The organism is Shewanella sp. AS16, from assembly GCF_021412365.1.
GTDB classification, from domain to species: domain Bacteria; phylum Pseudomonadota; class Gammaproteobacteria; order Enterobacterales; family Shewanellaceae; genus Shewanella; species Shewanella salipaludis.
On record NZ_JAKCLK010000006.1, the window covers coordinates 1 to 17,503 of the forward strand.

16 protein-coding genes and 1 pseudogene are annotated in these 17,503 nt (G+C 57.5%); 9 read left to right on the forward strand and 8 right to left on the reverse strand.

Features of this window, described 5'->3' with window-relative positions:
* Positions 1-146: 146 nt before the first annotated feature.
* The 4 genes and pseudogenes from LZP73_RS14475 to LZP73_RS14490 form a co-directional block, all read left to right on the forward strand.
* Positions 147-218: pseudogene (locus LZP73_RS14475) on the forward strand (transposase); the annotation flags it as partial.
* Positions 219-477: 259 nt separating this feature from the next.
* Positions 478-1,359, forward strand: a complete 882-nt coding sequence (locus LZP73_RS14480; protein WP_234235706.1) for a sulfurtransferase — start codon at positions 478-480, stop codon at positions 1,357-1,359.
* 291 nt (positions 1,360-1,650) lie between these two features.
* Complete coding sequence (locus tag LZP73_RS14485; RefSeq protein ID WP_234235707.1) at positions 1,651-2,001, forward strand: PDZ domain-containing protein; 351 nt, start codon at positions 1,651-1,653, stop codon at positions 1,999-2,001.
* A gap of 98 nt (positions 2,002-2,099) precedes the next feature.
* The gene (locus LZP73_RS14490; protein WP_234235708.1) at positions 2,100-2,315 is read left to right on the forward strand and encodes a DUF6500 family protein; all 216 of its coding nucleotides are present in this window, start codon (positions 2,100-2,102) and stop codon (positions 2,313-2,315) included.
* 127 nt (positions 2,316-2,442) lie between these two features.
* Here LZP73_RS14490 and serC read toward each other — a convergent pair whose 3' ends face one another.
* Together serC and gyrA are read right to left on the reverse strand one after the other, a co-directional pair.
* Positions 2,443-3,540, reverse strand: a complete 1,098-nt coding sequence (gene serC, locus LZP73_RS14495; RefSeq protein ID WP_234235709.1) for a 3-phosphoserine/phosphohydroxythreonine transaminase — start codon at positions 3,538-3,540, stop codon at positions 2,443-2,445.
* 85 nt (positions 3,541-3,625) lie between these two features.
* A complete protein-coding gene (gene gyrA / locus LZP73_RS14500) occupies positions 3,626-6,331 on the reverse strand; it encodes a DNA gyrase subunit A (RefSeq protein WP_234235710.1) in 2,706 nt (901 codons plus the stop codon).
* 393 nt (positions 6,332-6,724) lie between these two features.
* Between gyrA and ubiG the strand changes: the two genes are divergently transcribed.
* The 5 genes from ubiG to yfaE all read left to right on the forward strand — a co-directional run bounded on the left by ubiG (position 6,725) and on the right by yfaE (position 12,384).
* On the forward strand, positions 6,725-7,435 hold the full coding sequence (gene ubiG, locus LZP73_RS14505) for a bifunctional 2-polyprenyl-6-hydroxyphenol methylase/3-demethylubiquinol 3-O-methyltransferase UbiG (protein WP_234235711.1): 711 nt from the start codon (positions 6,725-6,727) through the stop codon (positions 7,433-7,435).
* Between the two features lie 22 nt (positions 7,436-7,457).
* Positions 7,458-8,126, forward strand: a complete 669-nt coding sequence (locus LZP73_RS14510) for an HAD family hydrolase (protein WP_234235827.1) — start codon at positions 7,458-7,460, stop codon at positions 8,124-8,126.
* 446 nt (positions 8,127-8,572) lie between these two features.
* The gene (gene nrdA, locus LZP73_RS14515) at positions 8,573-10,861 is read left to right on the forward strand and encodes a class 1a ribonucleoside-diphosphate reductase subunit alpha (protein ID WP_234235712.1); all 2,289 of its coding nucleotides are present in this window, start codon (positions 8,573-8,575) and stop codon (positions 10,859-10,861) included.
* A 67-nt stretch (positions 10,862-10,928) separates the two neighbouring features.
* A complete protein-coding gene (gene nrdB / locus LZP73_RS14520) occupies positions 10,929-12,059 on the forward strand; it encodes a class Ia ribonucleoside-diphosphate reductase subunit beta (protein WP_234235713.1) in 1,131 nt (376 codons plus the stop codon).
* The gene (gene yfaE, locus LZP73_RS14525; RefSeq protein WP_234235828.1) at positions 12,046-12,384 is read left to right on the forward strand and encodes a class I ribonucleotide reductase maintenance protein YfaE; all 339 of its coding nucleotides are present in this window, start codon (positions 12,046-12,048) and stop codon (positions 12,382-12,384) included. Before nrdB ends, yfaE begins: the two co-directional genes overlap by 14 nt.
* A gap of 128 nt (positions 12,385-12,512) precedes the next feature.
* On the opposite strand, the gene LZP73_RS14530 is transcribed toward yfaE, so the two are convergent.
* The 6 genes from LZP73_RS14530 to LZP73_RS14555 all read right to left on the reverse strand — a co-directional run bounded on the left by LZP73_RS14530 (position 12,513) and on the right by LZP73_RS14555 (position 17,501).
* Complete coding sequence (locus LZP73_RS14530) at positions 12,513-12,788, reverse strand: chemotaxis protein (RefSeq protein ID WP_234235714.1); 276 nt, start codon at positions 12,786-12,788, stop codon at positions 12,513-12,515.
* 165 nt (positions 12,789-12,953) lie between these two features.
* Positions 12,954-14,078 (reverse strand): 2-iminoacetate synthase ThiH, encoded by a 1,125-nt coding sequence (gene thiH / locus LZP73_RS14535; protein ID WP_234235715.1) that lies wholly within the window; start codon positions 14,076-14,078, stop codon positions 12,954-12,956.
* The gene (locus LZP73_RS14540) at positions 14,075-14,851 is read right to left on the reverse strand and encodes a thiazole synthase (RefSeq protein ID WP_234235716.1); all 777 of its coding nucleotides are present in this window, start codon (positions 14,849-14,851) and stop codon (positions 14,075-14,077) included. Before LZP73_RS14540 ends, thiH begins: the two co-directional genes overlap by 4 nt.
* 1 nt (position 14,852) lies before the next feature.
* Positions 14,853-15,056, reverse strand: a complete 204-nt coding sequence (gene thiS, locus LZP73_RS14545) for a sulfur carrier protein ThiS (RefSeq protein WP_234235717.1) — start codon at positions 15,054-15,056, stop codon at positions 14,853-14,855.
* A 4-nt stretch (positions 15,057-15,060) separates the two neighbouring features.
* Positions 15,061-15,855: a HesA/MoeB/ThiF family protein gene (locus tag LZP73_RS14550; RefSeq protein ID WP_442800748.1), complete on the reverse strand. Its 795-nt coding sequence runs from the start codon at positions 15,853-15,855 to the stop codon at positions 15,061-15,063.
* Positions 15,846-17,501, reverse strand: coding sequence for a bifunctional hydroxymethylpyrimidine kinase/phosphomethylpyrimidine kinase (locus LZP73_RS14555; protein WP_234235719.1), 1,656 nt, complete (start codon positions 17,499-17,501; stop codon positions 15,846-15,848). The genes LZP73_RS14550 and LZP73_RS14555 overlap by 10 nt, the downstream gene beginning before the upstream one ends.
* Positions 17,502-17,503: the final 2 nt, after the last annotated feature.

Here is a 17,503-nt window from a genome sequence, read left to right on the forward strand (position 1 = left end):
AATATATCGTTGGATATTACAGCCAGGTCAGGCCGCATCAATATAATGGCGGTCTGACACCAAGTGAGTCGGAGAGAAGGTTCTGGCTTGCGTATAAAACCGTGGCCAAAAAAGGTTGACCACTACAGACCACAGCCCATTGCCAGTTGATTGATGCCGACAGTACACCCTTCTACCATGTGATTAATCTCTGTGTCCGAAGGGCATTTTGCGGCGACTGAAGTTTATCAGGGCACTCGTGCACTCAATCTTTGGCGCATCAGCCACCTTAATCCCCCGACAATCTTAGCTTTGATGTGCTTGCGACCCCGTGACCTATATGATCTATGAATCAGTGACTGACGGACTCTGTTCTGGACGTGTTATTGCCTGGCGAAAGAGTTTAGCTGTCCTTAATAGCTCTTGTCCTTATAGCGCTTGTTATAATTCCTTATAGTTGGCGTTTAGACACTGGCGCGGAACCACTGGGAGATAGCCATGAGTGAGTTCAATCTGCAGGCACCCGAGACAGGGGCTCTCCACCCGCTCGTCGAACCCGAGTGGCTGGAGAAACACCTGGACGACCCGGACCTACGCATAGTGGATGCAACTGTGCAAATCAAGCTCTGGCCATTCCCGCGCATCAGGAGCGGTTGGCGTGAGTTTAAGCGAAGCCACATCCCAGGCGCCACATTTGCAGATCTCCTGAAAATATCGGATCCGGGGCGACCTTCCCATACCTTTACTATGCCGACCGCGGAACATTTTGCCGACCACATGGGCCGGCTTGGCATAGGGAAAGGCACACGTGTCGTGCTTTACGATGGGCGGGAGAACATGTGGGCCACGCGATTGTGGTGGATGCTGCGCACCTTCGGGTTCGACGACGCGGCGGTCCTTAACGGTGGCTGGACGGCCTGGCGGCTTGAAGACCGTCCCGTCTCTTCGAAACCTTGCGTGTACCCTGCTGCCACCTTCACCCCGCATGTCAGATCTGGGCTCATCGTTGGCAAAGAGGAGGTGTTGAGTGCAATTGAGGACTCGAAAACCTGCATAGTGAATGCGCTGGGCCGCCGCCAGCATCGTGGTGAGCGTAAAGAATATGGGGGACGTGGGCATATTCCAGGCGCAAAAAACGTGACGGCATGGGAAATCCTCGACCGGGAGACGATGCGCTATCGTCCGGTCGAAGAGCTGCGCAAGCTGTTTCGCCCCATGTTGGAGGCCGAGCGCGTCATTACCTACTGTGGCGGTGGCATTGCCTCTTCGAGCGATGCGTTTATCCTCCACTTGCTGGGGCATAAGAACGTGGCCGTTTACGACGGGGGGCTCATGGAGTGGTCGGCAGATCGCAGCTTACCCCTTGAACTCGGAGAATAGGACAGCCCAACCTTTTGGTACTTCTTGACCATTATTGCCAGGCTTGAGATCTCTGGAATTCACCTCATAACTGTAAGCCATGCTCTTAGTGAATCAAAAGTTAATGGTGAACCTTTATCAGCGTAATGGGTACCCAGCCGGAAGGTTTAGCTGAGTGACTAAACAGAATGTTTTACATAACAGTCTCTTGTGATAATCTGAACGCCATTTAAGCCATGTGCATGCGTACTAGCACATACGTACTATTAACCCAGTTCGACGTTAACCCAGTTCGACTTACAAGGAAAGTTGATGAAAATATTCAAACTATTAATTGTCCTAATCTCTGTCACGTCATTCGGTGTCCTGGCTAAAGAACCAATAAAAATCGGGATATTAGGTGATATTGAAACCGAAGGCTTTTTCAGCTCCACACTCACCTCTTTCTCCATCCAAGAAGTAACCCCCAATTCCCCTGCTGAAAAAGCTGGGATCATTGCAGGTCAAAAAATCATTGCCATTGAAAATTGCCATATTCCTGGATGTGCCTCAAGTGAGGCCAAGAAATTAATGAAGAAGGAGTCCGGAGAAACTCTAAACTTACTCTTGGAAAACAAAGACGGGAGCCATGTTCCCGTCAAAGTTGTTTTTAACGCTGGGTAAGTCTAACAAGCCAAGTCTGCGGCTTTTACTCGCAGGTCTCCGGCCAAAGCACTCGCAAGCCGCGGTTTGCGAGTAAACAATGGAGTGATAAGGCATAGATGAGAGCAAGTTTAAGACAAAAAATTATCTCTGTTTGCGAGCAGAAAATAGCCAGCAAGGGCCAGAATGTTGGGCTGTCGTTCTATGCCTTTTTCGCCAATAAAAATGATGATCCTGCACTGCTCATGGAAGCCGCCGAGTGGTGGATAGAGACGCAGCGACTGGACCACTTCGAAAAAGCCGTCAAGATCAAGGCGCTGGTGCAGGCAGACTGATGCTTTAATACGACAGGTAACAACAGGCAACGTATCGGACAAACCCGGGGCGAGCAGCCCCCTCTCCCAAAAAAAGAAAAAGCGAATGCCATGGCATTCGCTTTTTTGCTTTAGTCCAGCTGGGGCATCAAGCCTGGTTATGCTTGGCGGCAAACTCGTTCATGAAGTTCACCAGCGCCTGCACGCCTTCGAGCGGCATGGCGTTGTAGAGGCTGGCACGCATGCCGCCGACTATCCTGTGGCCCTTGAGCGCCACCAGACCCGCGGCCTCGGCCAGCTTCAGAAACTCGGCATCCAGTGCCGGGTCGGCCAACTGGAAGGTCACGTTCATCCGTGAGCGGTTGGCGAGATCCACACCATTGCGGTAGAAGGCATTATTGTCGATGCAGGCATACAAGAGCTCGGCCTTGCGGCGATTGACGTCGGCTATGTGGGCCACGCCGCCAACGGACTTGAGCCAGGCGAAGACTTCGGCCGCCAGATACCAGGCGAAGGTCGGTGGGGTGTTGAACATGGAGTCATGCTCGACCGCGATGCGATAATCCATCACGGATGACTGAGGCAGCGACGGCAGTTTGAGCATGTCGTCACGCACTATCACCAACGACAGCCCGGACGGACCTATGTTCTTCTGGGCGCCGGCATAGATGAGGCCGTAACGGCTGACATCGATTTCGTGGGACATGATGGTCGACGACATGTCGGCGACAACAGGCCAAGGGCTGTCCAGCTCATCGAAAATTTCTATGCCATCGACTGTCTCGTTCGGACAATAGTGCACATAGCGGTAATCGGCATCGATTTTATGCAAGTCAGGCAAAACCACGGCATTGAGCCCATTGTGTTTTTCAACAATGTTCAGGCTGTCGATCTGCGCCTCACCCGCCAGTTTCTTCGCCTCGGCTACCGCCGCCGAAGACCATTGACCGTTGACCAGGTACAGGGCACGGCCGTTGTCACCGAGGAAATTATTCACCACGGCGGAGAACTGACCGCGACCACCGCCATGCATGAAGAGCACATGGTAGTTGGCCGGGATCTGCATCAGCTCGCGCAGATCCGCTTCGGCCCTGGCCGTCAGCGCGATAAACTCTTTGCTTCTGTGGCTGATCTCCATCACTGAGACACCCAGACCATTCCAATCCAGTAATTCCTGTTGTGCTTTCTTCATTACGGCCTGAGGCAACATGGCAGGACCGGCACAGAAATTATAAATCGCGCTCACTTCTCTACTCCTTCAGCATCATAAATATTTGAATGGGGCTAAAAAAACGAGCGTCCAAATGGACGCCCGTTATCATGACTCTCGCTTAGTCTTCGTCTTGCTCATCGTCAACAAGCTCGTCTTCATCTTCGTCCGGCTCTGGCTCTTCCTCGATATCATCATCGAGCGGCTCGTCGGCCAATTCGCCTTCGCTGACCGTCGCGGCAATGGCAACGGGCACTATCGGCAAACCATTTTCATCCAACTCAACCTCATCGTCATCGCTCTGTATCTCATCGATACGTTGCAAGCCGACCACGGTTTCATCGCTGGCGGTGCGGATAATGGTCACGCCCTGGGTGTTACGGCCTATGACAGACACGCCCACAGCCGGGGTACGCACCAGGGTGCCCTTGTCGCTGATCAGCATGATTTCATCATTCTCACCAACCTGCACCGCACCGACCACGGCGCCGTTACGTTCGCTGACCTTGATGGAGACCACGCCCTTGGTGGCACGGCTCTTGGCCGGGTATTCTTCCAACAGGGTACGCTTACCGTAACCGTTTTCGGTCACGGTCAAGATGGCGCCATCTTCTTTCGGCACTATCAGGGAGACCACGCTCTGACCGTCTTCAAGCTTGATACCGCGCACACCCGTGGCCGTACGGCCCATGCCACGCACTTGATCTTCGCTGAAGCGCACTACCTTGCCTTCGTCCGAGAACAACATGATCTCGTTGCTGCCATTGGTGATGTCGACCCCGATCAGCTGATCGCCGTCTTTCAGGTTCACGGCTATGATGCCGTTGGCTCTTGGGCGGCTGTATTCAATCAGCGAGGTCTTCTTCACTGTGCCGTGGGAAGTCGCCATGATGACATACTTCTCGGCGTCGTATTCTCGCACCGGCAATATCGCCGTGATGCGCTCACCGTCGGTCAGAGGCAAGAGGTTGACTATCGGACGGCCACGGGCGGTACGGCTCGCCAGCGGCAGTTGATACACCTTGAGCCAGTACATCTTACCGAAGTCGGAGAAGCACAGTATGGTGTCATGGGTGTTGGCGACCAGCAGCTTCTCGACGAAGTCTTCGTCTTTCACCTTGGTCGCGGCCTTGCCCTTGCCACCGCGGCGCTGGGCCTGGTAATCGCTCAAGGGTTGATACTTGGCATAGCCCAGGTGCGACAGGGTCACTACCACGTCTTCTTCGTTGATAAGATCTTCCAGACTCATATCGACTTCGTTGGCATTGATCACTGTCCGGCGGGCATCGCCGTATTCTGTGAGTATGAGTTCCAGCTCTTCCTTGATGACTTCCATCAAACGCTCTGGGCTGCGCAGAATAAACAGCAGGCCGGCAATGAATTCCAGCAACTCTTCGTATTCGGCGATGATCTTGTCATGCTCCAGACCTGTCAGGCGGTGCAGGCGCAGTTCCAGAATCGCCTGGGCCTGTTGCTCGGTCAGGAAGTACTGGCCATCGCGAATGCCGAACTCGGGTTCCAGCCACTCAGGACGGGCGGCATCGTCACCCGCCTTCTCCAGCATGCCCTGCACATGGCCCAGGGCCCAGCCCTGCTCGACCAGCTTGGCCTTGGCATCGGCCGGGGTCGGCGAGGCCTTGATGAGGGCGATGATGGGATCTATGTTCGCCAGCGCCACCGCCAATGCTTCGAGTATGTGCGCCCGCTCGCGGGCCTTGCGCAGTTCGAATACGGTACGACGGGTGACCACTTCGCGGCGGTGCAATATGAAGCACTCGAGCATTTCTTTGAGGTTGAACAGCTTGGGCTGACCATTGGTCAGGGCCACCATGTTGATCCCGAAAGAACACTGCATCTGGGTATGGGCATAGAGGTTATTCAGTACCACCTCACCCACTTCGCCACGCTTGATCTCGACCACGATGCGCATGCCGTCTTTGTCAGACTCGTCACGCAGGCCGCTGATGCCTTCAATCTTCTTGTCTTTGACCAGTTCGGCTATCTTCTCGATAAGCTTGGCCTTGTTCACCTGGTAAGGGATTTCCGAGACTATGATGCGCTCGCGGCCATTGTCTTCGGTCTCGACGGCGGCCAGGGCGCGCATCACGGCGCGGCCACGGCCTGTCTTATAGGCGTCTATGATGCCCTTGCGGCCGTTGATGAGTGCCGCGGTCGGGAAATCCGGCCCGGGGATATACTCCATCAACTGTTCGATCGACAGTTCAGGCTCTTCGATGAGCGCCAGACAGCCCTTGACCACTTCGGTCATGTTATGGGGCGGAATGTTGGTGGCCATGCCGACCGCGATGCCCGAGGAGCCGTTGATCAACAGGTTGGGCACCCGGGTAGGCAATACCGCGGGAATTTGCTCTGTGCCGTCATAGTTGGGAACGAAGTCGACCGTCTCTTTTTCCAGATCCGCCAGCAGCTGATGCGCCAGCTTATCCATGCGGATTTCTGTGTAACGCATGGCCGCCGCCGAGTCGCCGTCGACCGAACCGAAGTTACCCTGACCGTCGATCAGCGGGTAACGCAAGGAGAAGGGCTGCGCCAGACGTACTATGGTGTCGTAGACGGCAGAGTCGCCGTGGGGATGGTATTTACCTATGACGTCACCGACCACACGGGCCGATTTCTTGTAAGGTTTGTTCCAATCGTTCTTCAATTCACTCATGGCAAACAATACGCGGCGATGCACTGGCTTCAAGCCGTCGCGTACGTCTGGTAATGCACGACCCACGATGACGCTCATGGCGTAATCCAGGTACGAATTCTTTAGTTCGTCTTCGATATTAATTGGCGAAATAGATGATGCCAGATCAGTCATAAACTGCTCGTTCCCCTGAAAAATAGCCGACAACACAGATTCCGTGTCATTGCCCGGCCCAAAAACGTGATTTGGCATTCTAACACAGTTATTTAATGTCGCCAGAGCTATCATTAACGATTTAAATAAGCGCCCGGGACTGCGGCCCTTGGCGCGGCAATTTCTAGCTATCTAGCTGAGTTGGCAGCAAAAAATCCAGGGCAATTCGGCCCGGCGATGGGGATTATTGGCTTTCTCGGCCGGAAAACCGCAGGAGTGGCCGTTTATTTGTGCAGCAATAACCCGGGTTATGCTGTTTTTTCAAACAAGTATCACCAATTGGGCCCGCCTGACTTTGCTTATTTGCACCGATCGTTATAATAGCGCCACAATCACAGCGCATCAGGTTATCCCATGCATCAGAATCAAAACGTCGATCCCCAGGAAATTGCCAAGTTTGAACGTATGGCGGCCACCTGGTGGGATCCCAATGGTGAGTTCAAGCCACTGCATCTGTTGAATCCCCTGCGTCTGAACTATATAGACAGCACCGCCGGCGGCATATTCGGCAAGAAGGTGCTGGATGTCGGCTGTGGCGGCGGCATCTTGTCCGAGAGCATGGCGCGCATAGGAGCCGAGGTCGATGGCCTGGACATGGGCGAAGAGCCGCTGGAAGTGGCCCGCCTGCATGCGCTCGAAACCGGAATCGAAGTCAGGTATCTGAAAAATACCGCCGAAGCCCATCGCGAAAACCACAGGGACTATTATGACGTGGTGACCTGCATGGAGATGCTCGAGCATGTACCGGATCCCCAGTCGGTGATCCAGGCCTGTTGCGACATGGTCAAACCCGGCGGCACTGTGTTCTTCTCGACCATCAACCGCAACATCAAGTCCTATGTGCATACCATACTGGGCGCCGAATACCTGCTGAAGATGTTGCCGGTCGGCACCCATGACCATAATAAGTTCATCAAACCGTCCGAGCTCATGGCCCTGATAGACAACACAGATCTCATCTGCAAAGATGCCCTGGGCATAGGCTACAACCCGCTGACCGGGGTGTTCAAATACACTCCCAAGGTAGACGTCAATTATATGCTGGCCGCGGTTAAGGTCGACTGACATGGCAGCTAACCCGGCATCCCTGACACTGGCCGGCGTTGCCGGGGTGCTGTTCGATCTCGACGGCACCCTGGTCGATACCGCCCCGGATCTGGTGCAGGCGTTGAACCTGGCCTTGGCGGATGCGGGCTTCGACAGCCAGCCGTTGGCGACCCTGCGTCACGCCGCATCCCACGGCAGTCTGGCGCTGGTCAGGGCCGCCCTGCCCCATGCCGAGGCAGACATGCAGCATAGGGTGCAGACGGGCTTGTTGGCCCACTATCAGCGCATCAACGGCGATCACAGCAGCCTGTTCGCCGGCGTCCCCGAGCTGCTGGCATTGCTGGAGCAGCAACAAAGGCCCTTCGGCGTCATCACCAACAAGCCTGCGCGCTTTACCCGGCCCCTGCTCGACAAGCTGGCGCTGACCCCCAGACTCGACTGTATCATCAGCGGTGACAGCACCCGCTTCGCCAAACCCCACACGGCGCCCATGCTGCTGGGGGCACAGCAACTGGGACATGCCCCAGGACGCCTGCTCTATATAGGCGATGCCGAGCGGGATCTGGTCGCGGCGCAAAATGCCTGCATGCAGGGGGCGATCGCCCTCTGGGGCTATATAGGCGCAGGGGACGATCCCCTGAACTGGCCGGCGATCGCCCGCTTCGCCCGGCCACAGGCGGTGACGACGGCACTCAGCTTCAAGGACTGAGCCCCGGGCTTATCAGTCATGGGCGTCAGCCATGAGCCGGGACGGACAGGCTCAAACGATCCCTGGCGATCGCTGCTTATTTTGGCGATCGATTCGGGCCCATGATATTGAACAAAAAACACCCTGGCGGCTGCAGCGCCACCCAAATTTGGGCTCTAGGGTTAGCCACTACTAACGCCGGGCGTTATCCTCAAGATATCCACAAGATATCCCTGAAATTGATACTTGCAAAAGCCCCTCAACCTCACTATCTTGTAGTTAAGATTAAATTAAACACCATATCTTGTGTATAGGTAACAATCAGACACACTAGAAGTTCTCCGTTTAACTTAAGTGTTTTTTACAATACTTGGCGTCGTTAGCGGTATTTTGGTTGATTGTTTACAAGGAAGCGTACGGTGATCTAGCGTCACCCGAATAGATATTAGAACCAAGGCCTCTCTTCAATGAATAGCAATATGACAGTTACAAAGCGCTGTGGTGATCGCGAGCCGATCGATCTCGAGAAGATCCATCGCGTAATTACTTGGGCAGCCAAGGGATTGAAAAACGTTTCTGTATCTGAAGTTGAACTTCGCTCACACCTGCAGTTTTTCGACGGCATTCCAACGGAAGCCATCCACGAGACCATCATCAAAGCCGCAGCGGATCTGATTTCGCCCGAGTCGCCGGACTACCAGTTCCTGGCAGCCCGCCTGGCCGTGTTCCATCTGCGCAAGAAGGCCTTCGGTCAGTTCGAGCCACCTGCGCTGTACGAGCACGTCACCCGTCTGGTGGAACTGGGCAAGTACGATCAACACATATTGCAAGACTACAGCCGTGAAGAGCTGGAGCAGATGAATGATTTCATCGACCACTGGCGCGACATGGATTTCTCCTACGCGGCGGTCAAGCAACTCGAAGGCAAATACCTGGTGCAGAACCGGGTGACCCATGAGATCTACGAGAGTGCCCAGTTCCTCTATATTCTGGTGGCGGCCTGCCTGTTCGCCCGTTACCCGAAAGAGACCCGCCTCAAGTACGTCAAAGACTTCTACGATGCCGTGTCGACCTTCAAGATCTCCTTGCCGACCCCCATCATGGCGGGTGTGCGTACCCCGACACGTCAGTTCAGCTCTTGTGTGTTGATCGAATGCGGTGACAGCCTGGATTCCATCAACGCCACCGCTTCCTCCATAGTCAAGTATGTCAGCCAACGCGCCGGCATAGGGGTCAATGCCGGCCGTATCCGCGCCCTGGGCAGCCCAATCCGCGGCGGTGAAGCCTTCCACACGGGTTGCCTGCCTTTCTACAAGTACTTCCAGACGGCGGTCAAGTCCTGCTCCCAGGGCGGCGTGCGCGGCGGTGCTGCGACCCTGTTCTACCCCATCTGGCATCTGGAAGTCGAGTCTCTGCTGGTATTGAAAAATAACCGCGGCGTCGAAGATAACCGTATCCGTCATCTGGACTATGGCGTACAGCTCAACAAGCTGATGTATCAGCGCCTGATCAAGGGTGAAAACATCAGCCTGTTCAGTCCATCGGACGTGCCTGGCATGTACGATGCCTTCTTCGAAGATCAGGATGAGTTCGAGCGTCTGTACCTGCAATACGAGCAAGATCCTGCCATCCGCAAGAAGACCCTCAAAGCGGTCGAGCTGTTCTCGCTGATGATGCAGGAGCGCGCCTCTACCGGCCGCATCTATATTCAGAACGTGGATCACTGCAACACCCATAGCCCGTTCGATGCCAAGGTGGCGCCGATCAGACAGTCCAACCTGTGTCTGGAAATCGCCTTGCCGACCAAGCCTATGAACAACATAGACGACGAGCAGGGTGAAATCGCCCTCTGTACCCTGTCGGCACTGAACCTGGGCACCCTCAACTCGCTGGACGAGATAGAGCCGCTGGCCGATCTTGCCGTGCGTGCCCTGGATAACCTGCTCGACTATCAGGATTACCCGATCAAGGCGGCACAGATTGCCTCCATGAATCGCCGTACCCTGGGCATAGGGGTGATCAACTTCGCCAACTATCTGGCCAAGAATGGCGTCAAGTACTCGGACGGCAGCGCCAACAACCTGACCCACAGAACCTTCGAAGCCATTCAGTTCTACCTGCTGAAGGCCTCGATGAACCTGGCCAAGGAACAAGGTGCCTGTCCTGCGTTCAATGAAACCACCTATGCCAAGGGGATCATGCCGACGGATACCTACAAGCGCGATCTGGACAAGATCTGTGACGAGCCGCTGCACCTGGATTGGGACGGTCTGCGCCAGGACATCAAGCAATACGGCCTGCGTAACTCTACCCTGTCGGCCTTGATGCCATCCGAGACCTCATCGCAAATCTCCAATGCGACCAATGGTATCGAGCCTCCACGCGGCCTGATCAGCGTCAAGGCCAGCAAGGATGGTCAGTTGAAGCAAGTCGTGCCCGACTTCGAGCGCCTGAGACATAACTACGAGCTGCTGTGGCAGATGCCCAACAACGACGGTTATCTGCAGTTGGTCGGCCTGATGCAGAAGTTTGTCGACCAGGCGATTTCGGCCAACACCAACTATGATCCTGCGCGTTTCGAAGGCGGACGTGTGCCTATGCAGACCCTGCTCAAAGACTTGCTCTCGGCCTACAAGTTGGGGGTCAAGACCTTGTATTATCATAATACCCGCGACGGCGCCTCGGATCAGTTCGACGATCTGACCAGCCTGGAAAAAGAAGACGAAGATTGCGCCGGCGGTGCCTGCAAGATTTAATCTGCCGCACTCATGTTAACGGTTTTGCAGGGATCCATTGGGGTCCCTGCTTCTTGGAAAATAGACCATGGCTTACTCTACATTTTGTCAAACCCCGAACAATGCCACCCGCGAACCCATGTTTTTGGGTCAGTCGGTCAATGTGGCGCGTTATGACCAACAGAAATATGAAGTCTTTGAAAAGCTGATAGAAAAACAGCTGTCTTTCTTCTGGCGCCCCGAAGAAGTGGATGTCAGTCGCGACAAGATTGACTACAATGCCCTGCCGGATCATGAGAAACACATCTTCATCTCCAACCTCAAGTACCAGACGCTGCTGGACTCGATTCAGGGTCGCTCGCCGAACGTGGCGCTGCTGCCGCTGGTGTCTCTGCCCGAGTTGGAAACCTGGATCGAAACCTGGTCCTTCTCCGAGACCATACACTCGCGCTCTTATACCCATATCATACGCAACATAGTCAACGACCCTTCTGTGGTGTTCGACGACATAGTAGTGAATGAGGAGATACTCAAGCGGGCCGGCGACATAGCGCATTACTATGATCACCTGATCAAGCTGACCCAGATTTACCACCTGCTGGGCGAAGGCACCCATCAGATAGATGGCAAGGAGATGCTGGTCACCACACGTGAACTGAAGCGTTCCCTGTACCTGTGCATGATGTCGGTCAACGCGCTGGAGGCCATACGCTTCTACGTCAGTTTCGCCTGCTCATTCGCCTTCGCCGAGCGCAAGCTGATGGAAGGCAACGCCAAGATCATCCGCCTCATCGCCCGCGACGAAGCCCTGCACCTGAACAGCACCCAGCACATACTCACCATAATGCAGGCAGGCAAGGACGATCCCGAGATGGCCGAAATCGCCCAGGAATGCCAGCAGGAAGCCTATGACCTCTTCGTCAAGGCCGCCGAGCAGGAGAAGCAATGGGCGACTTACCTGTTCAAGGACGGCTCCATGATAGGCCTGAACGAGCAGATCCTTTGCCAATACGTGGAGTTCATCACCAACCAGAGGATGAAGTCGGTGAATCTGCCCCAGCCTTATCCGGAATCCAGCAATCCCTTGCCTTGGATGAAGAACTGGCTGGAGAGTGATGCGGTACAAGTGGCACCGCAGGAAGTGGAAGTCTCTTCTTACCTGGTCGGTCAGATAGACTCGGCCGTCGACGGCGACGAGTTCCTCGATTTTGATCTCTAAGCTATTTCGCAAGGCGCCCATAGTCAGCCTGAAAGGCCAGCCCGTGTTGTTGTTTACCCAGGAACACGGCAGCCTGCTGCAGGCGTTGGAATTCAAGAAGGTGAAGGTGTTTTCCGAGTGCCGCAATGGCTTTTGCGGCGCCTGCAAGACCCGGCTCAACAGTGGCAGTGTCAGCTACCTGACGCCGCCCCTGGCCGAGCTTGAGGCCGACGAATGTCTGCCCTGCTGTTGTATCCCGCAGACAGACATAGATCTCGAGCTATCCCCCAAGGGCGCAGAAGTGGTTGTCCGGACTCGCCTGAACAAGAAAGAAGTCGCTGTCTAAGCCTGCCCGGCTCTCTGTCCCTGCTTTTTGTCCCAGTCTTTTACAATAACCTTTTTGCAATAAGCCTTGGTAAATGGCCTAAGTAGCAATATCTGCCATCCAAGGCATCCGCATTGCTATACCTCTTTCTATACTTCTAGGTCTATTATGCTGCCCAGCATCTCCGACGCGGCATCCACCACGGCCACCGCCGCCTCTCCCTGCTGCAACGACTCGACCGCCGAGACCAGCGCAGTGGTCTTATCCGGCGCCAGAGACGCCGAATCGGCTGCGCCTGAGGCGGAACCTTGGCTGAGCGTCTGGGGCTCGCTGGGGCGGGCGACGTCCACGGTCGCCTGGGTCAGGCCGGATTGCGCCTGTTGCAGGCCCTGAAGGCCCGCCGAAAATCCCGCTTGAATTTGCATGAGTCGCTTCCTGTTCTCTGACGAATACGGCAATAAGAGGCCAATTATTAACCTCTTAGGCCAAGATGTACAGCATTGATGTACGGCATGAGTGTCGGCCGGTGCCATAGAGGCCGAGACTCATGCGGCTCAATCCCGCTCACGCTAAATCCTGGCTCATGGCTGTCAATCCCGGCTCATGGCTGTCCAGGCCTGCTCCCAGTCTTTCCACACTGGGTTGAGCCCCTTCTGCCTCAGCCTGGCCGCGACCTCAGCGACGCTGCGCTCATCGCTGATCTCGAACTGATCCAGTTGGCTGTCCGGGTGTTGATAACCGCCCGGCTGGGTCGAGCTGCCGGCACTCATCTGAGTGATCCCCAGCGGCATCAGATTGTCCCTCAGTGCCGGGGTCTCCCGGGTAGACAGGCTGATGTCGAGCTGGGGATTGAACAAGCGAAAGGCGCAGATCAGCTGCACCAACCCCAGATCCGAGAGTACCACCTTGGGCGCTATGCCGCCGGTGCAGGGTCTGAGCCTGGGCAGTGAGATGCTGTAACGGCTGCGCCAATAGCGCTGTTCCAGATAGCTCAGGTGATGCCCCATCAGCAAGGCGTCGAGGCGCCAATCGTCCAGTCCCAGCAACACCCCAAGGCCTATCTTATCCACCCCGGCACGGGCGGCCCTGTCCGGGGTGTCCAGGCGAAAGCCAAAGTCCCGCTTCTTGCCGCGGGTGTGATGTTGGGCATAGGTCGAGGGCCGATAGGTCTCCTGGTACACCATGACGGCATCCAGTCCCAGGGCCACCAGTTGGGCATATTCGGCCTCCGCCAAGGGCTGCACCTCCAGCGCGACTTGGCTGAACCTGCACTTCACTTGCGGCAATACCGACTTGAAATAGTCTATGCCGACCTTGGTCTCGTGCTCACCCGACACCAGCAGTATGGAGTCGAAGCCCCGCGCCTTGATGATATCCATCTCGGCCGCCAACTCCATGTCATCGAGCGTCTTGCGCTTGAGCTTGTTGCTCATGCTGAAGCCGCAATAGTCGCATTCGTTGGCACAGAGATTGGAAAGGTAGAGTGGCAGATACAGGCCCACATTGGCGCCGAAGCGCTGGCGGGTCAAGGCCAGGGACTGCTGCGCCATCTGCTCTATGTAGGGCGCCGCCGCCGGCGACAGCAGCGCCCGCAATGACGTCAGGCAGCCTGCGGGCCGTTGCAGCGCCCGCTCGACCTCGGCCGCCGTGGTGGAATAGATCTCCAGCGCCAGCTTATCCCTGGGCAGCGCACCGAAGTGTTCAACGAAGCTCATGCCGGCGCTCCCGCTTGCAGGAAACCGGTCAGGGGACTGGTGTTGACCGCAGTGGCGTTCACCTGTCCCAGGCCCGCCAGATAGGCGCTGCGGCCGGCGCTGACCGCCTCGGCGAAACAGCGCGCCATCGCCTCTGGGTTGCGGCTGCTGGCGATCGCCGTATTGACCAGCACAGCGTCCGCGCCCATCTCCATCGCGCGGCAGGCCTGGGACGGGGCGCCGAGCCCTGCATCTATCACCACGGGCACATTGGCCTGCTCTATGATGATCTTCAGGAAGGCCTCACTCACCAGCCCCTGATTGCTGCCTATGGGACTGGCCAGCGGCATCACGGCGGCGCAGCCCACCTCTTCCAGGCGGCGGCACAGGACGGGATCGGCATGCACATAGGGCAAGACGACGAACCCCGCCTCACATAAATGCCTGGCAGCGCCGAGGGTTTCTATGGGATCCGGCATCAGGTACTTGGGATCCGGGTGGATCTCCAACTTGATCCAATGGGTGCCCAGCATGTCTCTGGCCAATTCCGCGGCAAAGATCGCCTCCTTGGCGGTGCGGGCCCCGGCGGTATTGGGCAGGAGTTTTACCCCTGTCGCCCTCAGTGGCCCGAGTATGTCATCGGACGCCCTCGCCAGGTCCACCCTCTTCATCGCCAGGGTCACCAGCTCCGAGCCCGAGGCCGTCAGCGCCGCCAACATGGTGGCGGCGTCACTGAATTTGCCCGTGCCGCTGAAGAGCCGGGAGCCGAAGTCATGTGCTGCAATAGTTAACATATCAACCTCCGGCCACGGCGGAAAAGAGTTCCAACTTATCGCCCGCCCGGCACTGGATGTGCTGCCAGCGATTGCGGGGCACCAGCTCGGCGTTGAGTACCAGGGCGAAGGCGTTGGGATCCAGCCGGCGTTCATGCAATACCGCCGCCAGACTGGCGTGTTCTGGGACGGCCAGCGGCTCGCCATTGAGTTGAATCGAAATCATGGGATTAGCTCCATAGGGGACTGCAAACAGGGCAATCCGGGTCACGGGTTAACTTGGCATGCTGCCAGTGCAAGCTCTTGGCATCGAATCTGTGCAGGTAGCCGCCGTCGTTGATGTCCAGCAAGAGGTTGAGTGCCTGCAAGGCCTGCATGGACGCCATCACCCCGACCGCAGGCCCGAGCACCCCAGAGGTGCTGCAGCTTTGACTCAGCCTGGTGTCGGCCGGAAACAGGCAGTGGTAACAGCCGCTGGCGGCTAAGCTGCGGCCGTCGAGGCAGAAGAGTTGCCCCTGGAAGTGGGCCACGGAAGCACTGACCAGGCTCAGGCGGCGCTCGATACAGGCTTGGTTTACCCTCTGACGGGTCAGGAAGTTGTCGGTGCAATCCAGCACCAGGGCATGGGGCTCGGCCACAAGGGGCGCCAACAGGTGTCCGGCATTGTCGGCATCGAATGCAAGGCAGTGGTGCCGCAAGGCAAGACAGCCATGGGCCGCCTGCAGCTTGTTGGCGGCCACCTCGGCCTTGAACAGGCCGAGATCCGCCTCGCAGTAGAGTAACTGGCGCGGCAGGTTGGACAGCTCTATCCTGTCGCCGTCTATCAGGGTCAGGCGGCCGACACCCGCGGCGGCCAGATACTGAGCCGCCAATTGTCCCAGGCCGCCCAGCCCTATGATGGCTATGTGGGCGGCGAACAGCCTTTGCTGCCCAGACTCGGACACTTCCGGCAAGAGGAGTTGCCGCGAATAACGCATGAAGTCCCTGTCGCTCAGCGACCCGGGCGGACGCTGAGTCATGGGCATACCGCCTCCGACCAGGCGAGGCTCAGGGCCAGATAGGCCGCGGCCGGTGATTCTGCCTGGGTGACGGCGCGCACCAGGGCGATGGCATCCACCCCTGTGGCTTTGACGGCCGCCAGGTTATGCCTGTCTATGCCGCCGATGGCCACCAGAGGGAAATGCCCCTCGAGCAGGCGCACATAGGCCCTGAGCTTGTCGAGCCCCTGGGGCGCCGACGGCATGCTCTTGGTGCTGGTCGGGAATATGTGCCCGAGGGCGATGTAGGAAGGCGCCAACTGCCGGGCCAGCAACAGCTCGAAATAGCCATGACTCGAGATCCCCAGCGCCACCCCGGCCCGCGCCAGGGCACTCAAATCGGCGCCGGCCAGATCTTCCTGGCCCAGATGCACTCCGTAGGCGCCGTGTTTCAACGCCAGTTGCCAGTGATCGTTGATAAACAGCTGAGCTTGATGGTCGCGCCCCAGGGCGATGGCGCGCACTATGTCCGCCTCCAGCGCGGCGCCGGCTGCCGGGGTCATGCAGGTTTTGGTTCCTGCGCCTAAACCTGAGCCGGAGTCAGAACCAGGGTCAGAACCAGAGTCCGTGTCGGTCTTCAACCTCAGCTGCAGGGTATCGACGCCCGCCAGCAGCAAAGTTTCCAGCATGGCCAGGCTGTCCACCACGGGGTAGACGCCTATGGGCCGTTGCAGGGGGGGAAAGGCCATGGGGGCGGGATTGTCTCTGTCGAGATAACGCACCCGGGGGAAATCACTCAAACGCTGTGGCCAGCCGCTGCGTCCCAACACCCCGGCACCGACGCCCGGGGCATAGCCCTGCCCCAGACCCGCGTTGACATAGGCCTTGGCCAGCACCACGGCATCCTGCAGCACAAAACCTGCGGCGAGCGCCGACGCTATGGCGGCAGACAAGGTACAGCCTGTGCCGTGGTGATCCGCCGTCGCCACCCTGGGGCTCGTCAGACTGAAGCGGCAATGCTGGTGCAGCGGCGAGCTGCCCGCCACTTCATCCAGGATCAGTATGTCGCAGGACTCCTGCGCCAGCCAGCGGCCAGCGACATCGCCGCCCTTGGCCAGCACCCGGGTCTGCAGCCGCTGGGCCAGGCGCGCGGCGGCGGCCTCGAAGCCGGCGAAGTCCTCCACCTGGCTGCCATCCAGCAGCGCCAGCTCGGCATAGTTGGGGGTGATGAGGCTGAGCAGACCGGCGAAAGGCTCGAACTTGGCGCCGTCGGCCGGCGCCCGGGTTCCCAGGGGGTCACCGCAGCTGGCCGTCATCACGGGATCCAGGATCACGGCCACTGACGTGTGGCTGCGCGCCTGATAGTCCGCTAACCGGGTGGCGAGCCAGTGGGCCAGCAGACTTACCTGCCCTGGGCCGAGCAAGCCTATCTTGATGGCCCTGGGCGGCATGTCGGCGAGCAAGGTGTCGAGCTGCGCCAGCAACATGGCATCCGATACGGACTCGACCAGGCTGACCGCCACCGAACTCTGGGCGGTGATCTGGCTGATGATGCTGCAGCCATGACAGCCCAGATCTTGGATGGTCGCCAGATCTGCCTGAATGCCGGCGCCGCCGCCCGAGTCAGAACCCGCTATGGTCCAGACTATGGGTCGCGAACCCGCCGGCATAGGGGCCGGGGCTTTGCTTGCCATAG

Bases quoted from the DNA above. Each gene is read 5' to 3' on its own strand.
- LZP73_RS14480 (WP_234235706.1), top strand. From the start codon at position 478: ATGAGTGAGTTCAATCTGCAGGCACCCGAGACAGGGGCTCTCCACCCG.
- LZP73_RS14485 (WP_234235707.1), top strand. From the start codon at position 1,651: ATGAAAATATTCAAACTATTAATTGTCCTAATCTCTGTCACGTCATTC.
- LZP73_RS14490 (WP_234235708.1), top strand. From the start codon at position 2,100: ATGAGAGCAAGTTTAAGACAAAAAATTATCTCTGTTTGCGAGCAGAAA.
- gyrA (WP_234235710.1), bottom strand. From the start codon at position 6,331: ATGACTGATCTGGCATCATCTATTTCGCCAATTAATATCGAAGACGAA.
- ubiG (WP_234235711.1), top strand. From the start codon at position 6,725: ATGCATCAGAATCAAAACGTCGATCCCCAGGAAATTGCCAAGTTTGAA.
- nrdA (WP_234235712.1), top strand. From the start codon at position 8,573: ATGAATAGCAATATGACAGTTACAAAGCGCTGTGGTGATCGCGAGCCG.
- nrdB (WP_234235713.1), top strand. From the start codon at position 10,929: ATGGCTTACTCTACATTTTGTCAAACCCCGAACAATGCCACCCGCGAA.
- LZP73_RS14530 (WP_234235714.1), bottom strand. From the start codon at position 12,788: ATGCAAATTCAAGCGGGATTTTCGGCGGGCCTTCAGGGCCTGCAACAG.
- thiH (WP_234235715.1), bottom strand. From the start codon at position 14,078: ATGAGCTTCGTTGAACACTTCGGTGCGCTGCCCAGGGATAAGCTGGCG.
- LZP73_RS14540 (WP_234235716.1), bottom strand. From the start codon at position 14,851: ATGTTAACTATTGCAGCACATGACTTCGGCTCCCGGCTCTTCAGCGGC.
- thiS (WP_234235717.1), bottom strand. From the start codon at position 15,056: ATGATTTCGATTCAACTCAATGGCGAGCCGCTGGCCGTCCCAGAACAC.
- LZP73_RS14550 (WP_442800748.1), bottom strand. From the start codon at position 15,855: ATGCCCATGACTCAGCGTCCGCCCGGGTCGCTGAGCGACAGGGACTTC.
- LZP73_RS14555 (WP_234235719.1), bottom strand. From the start codon at position 17,501: ATGGCAAGCAAAGCCCCGGCCCCTATGCCGGCGGGTTCGCGACCCATA.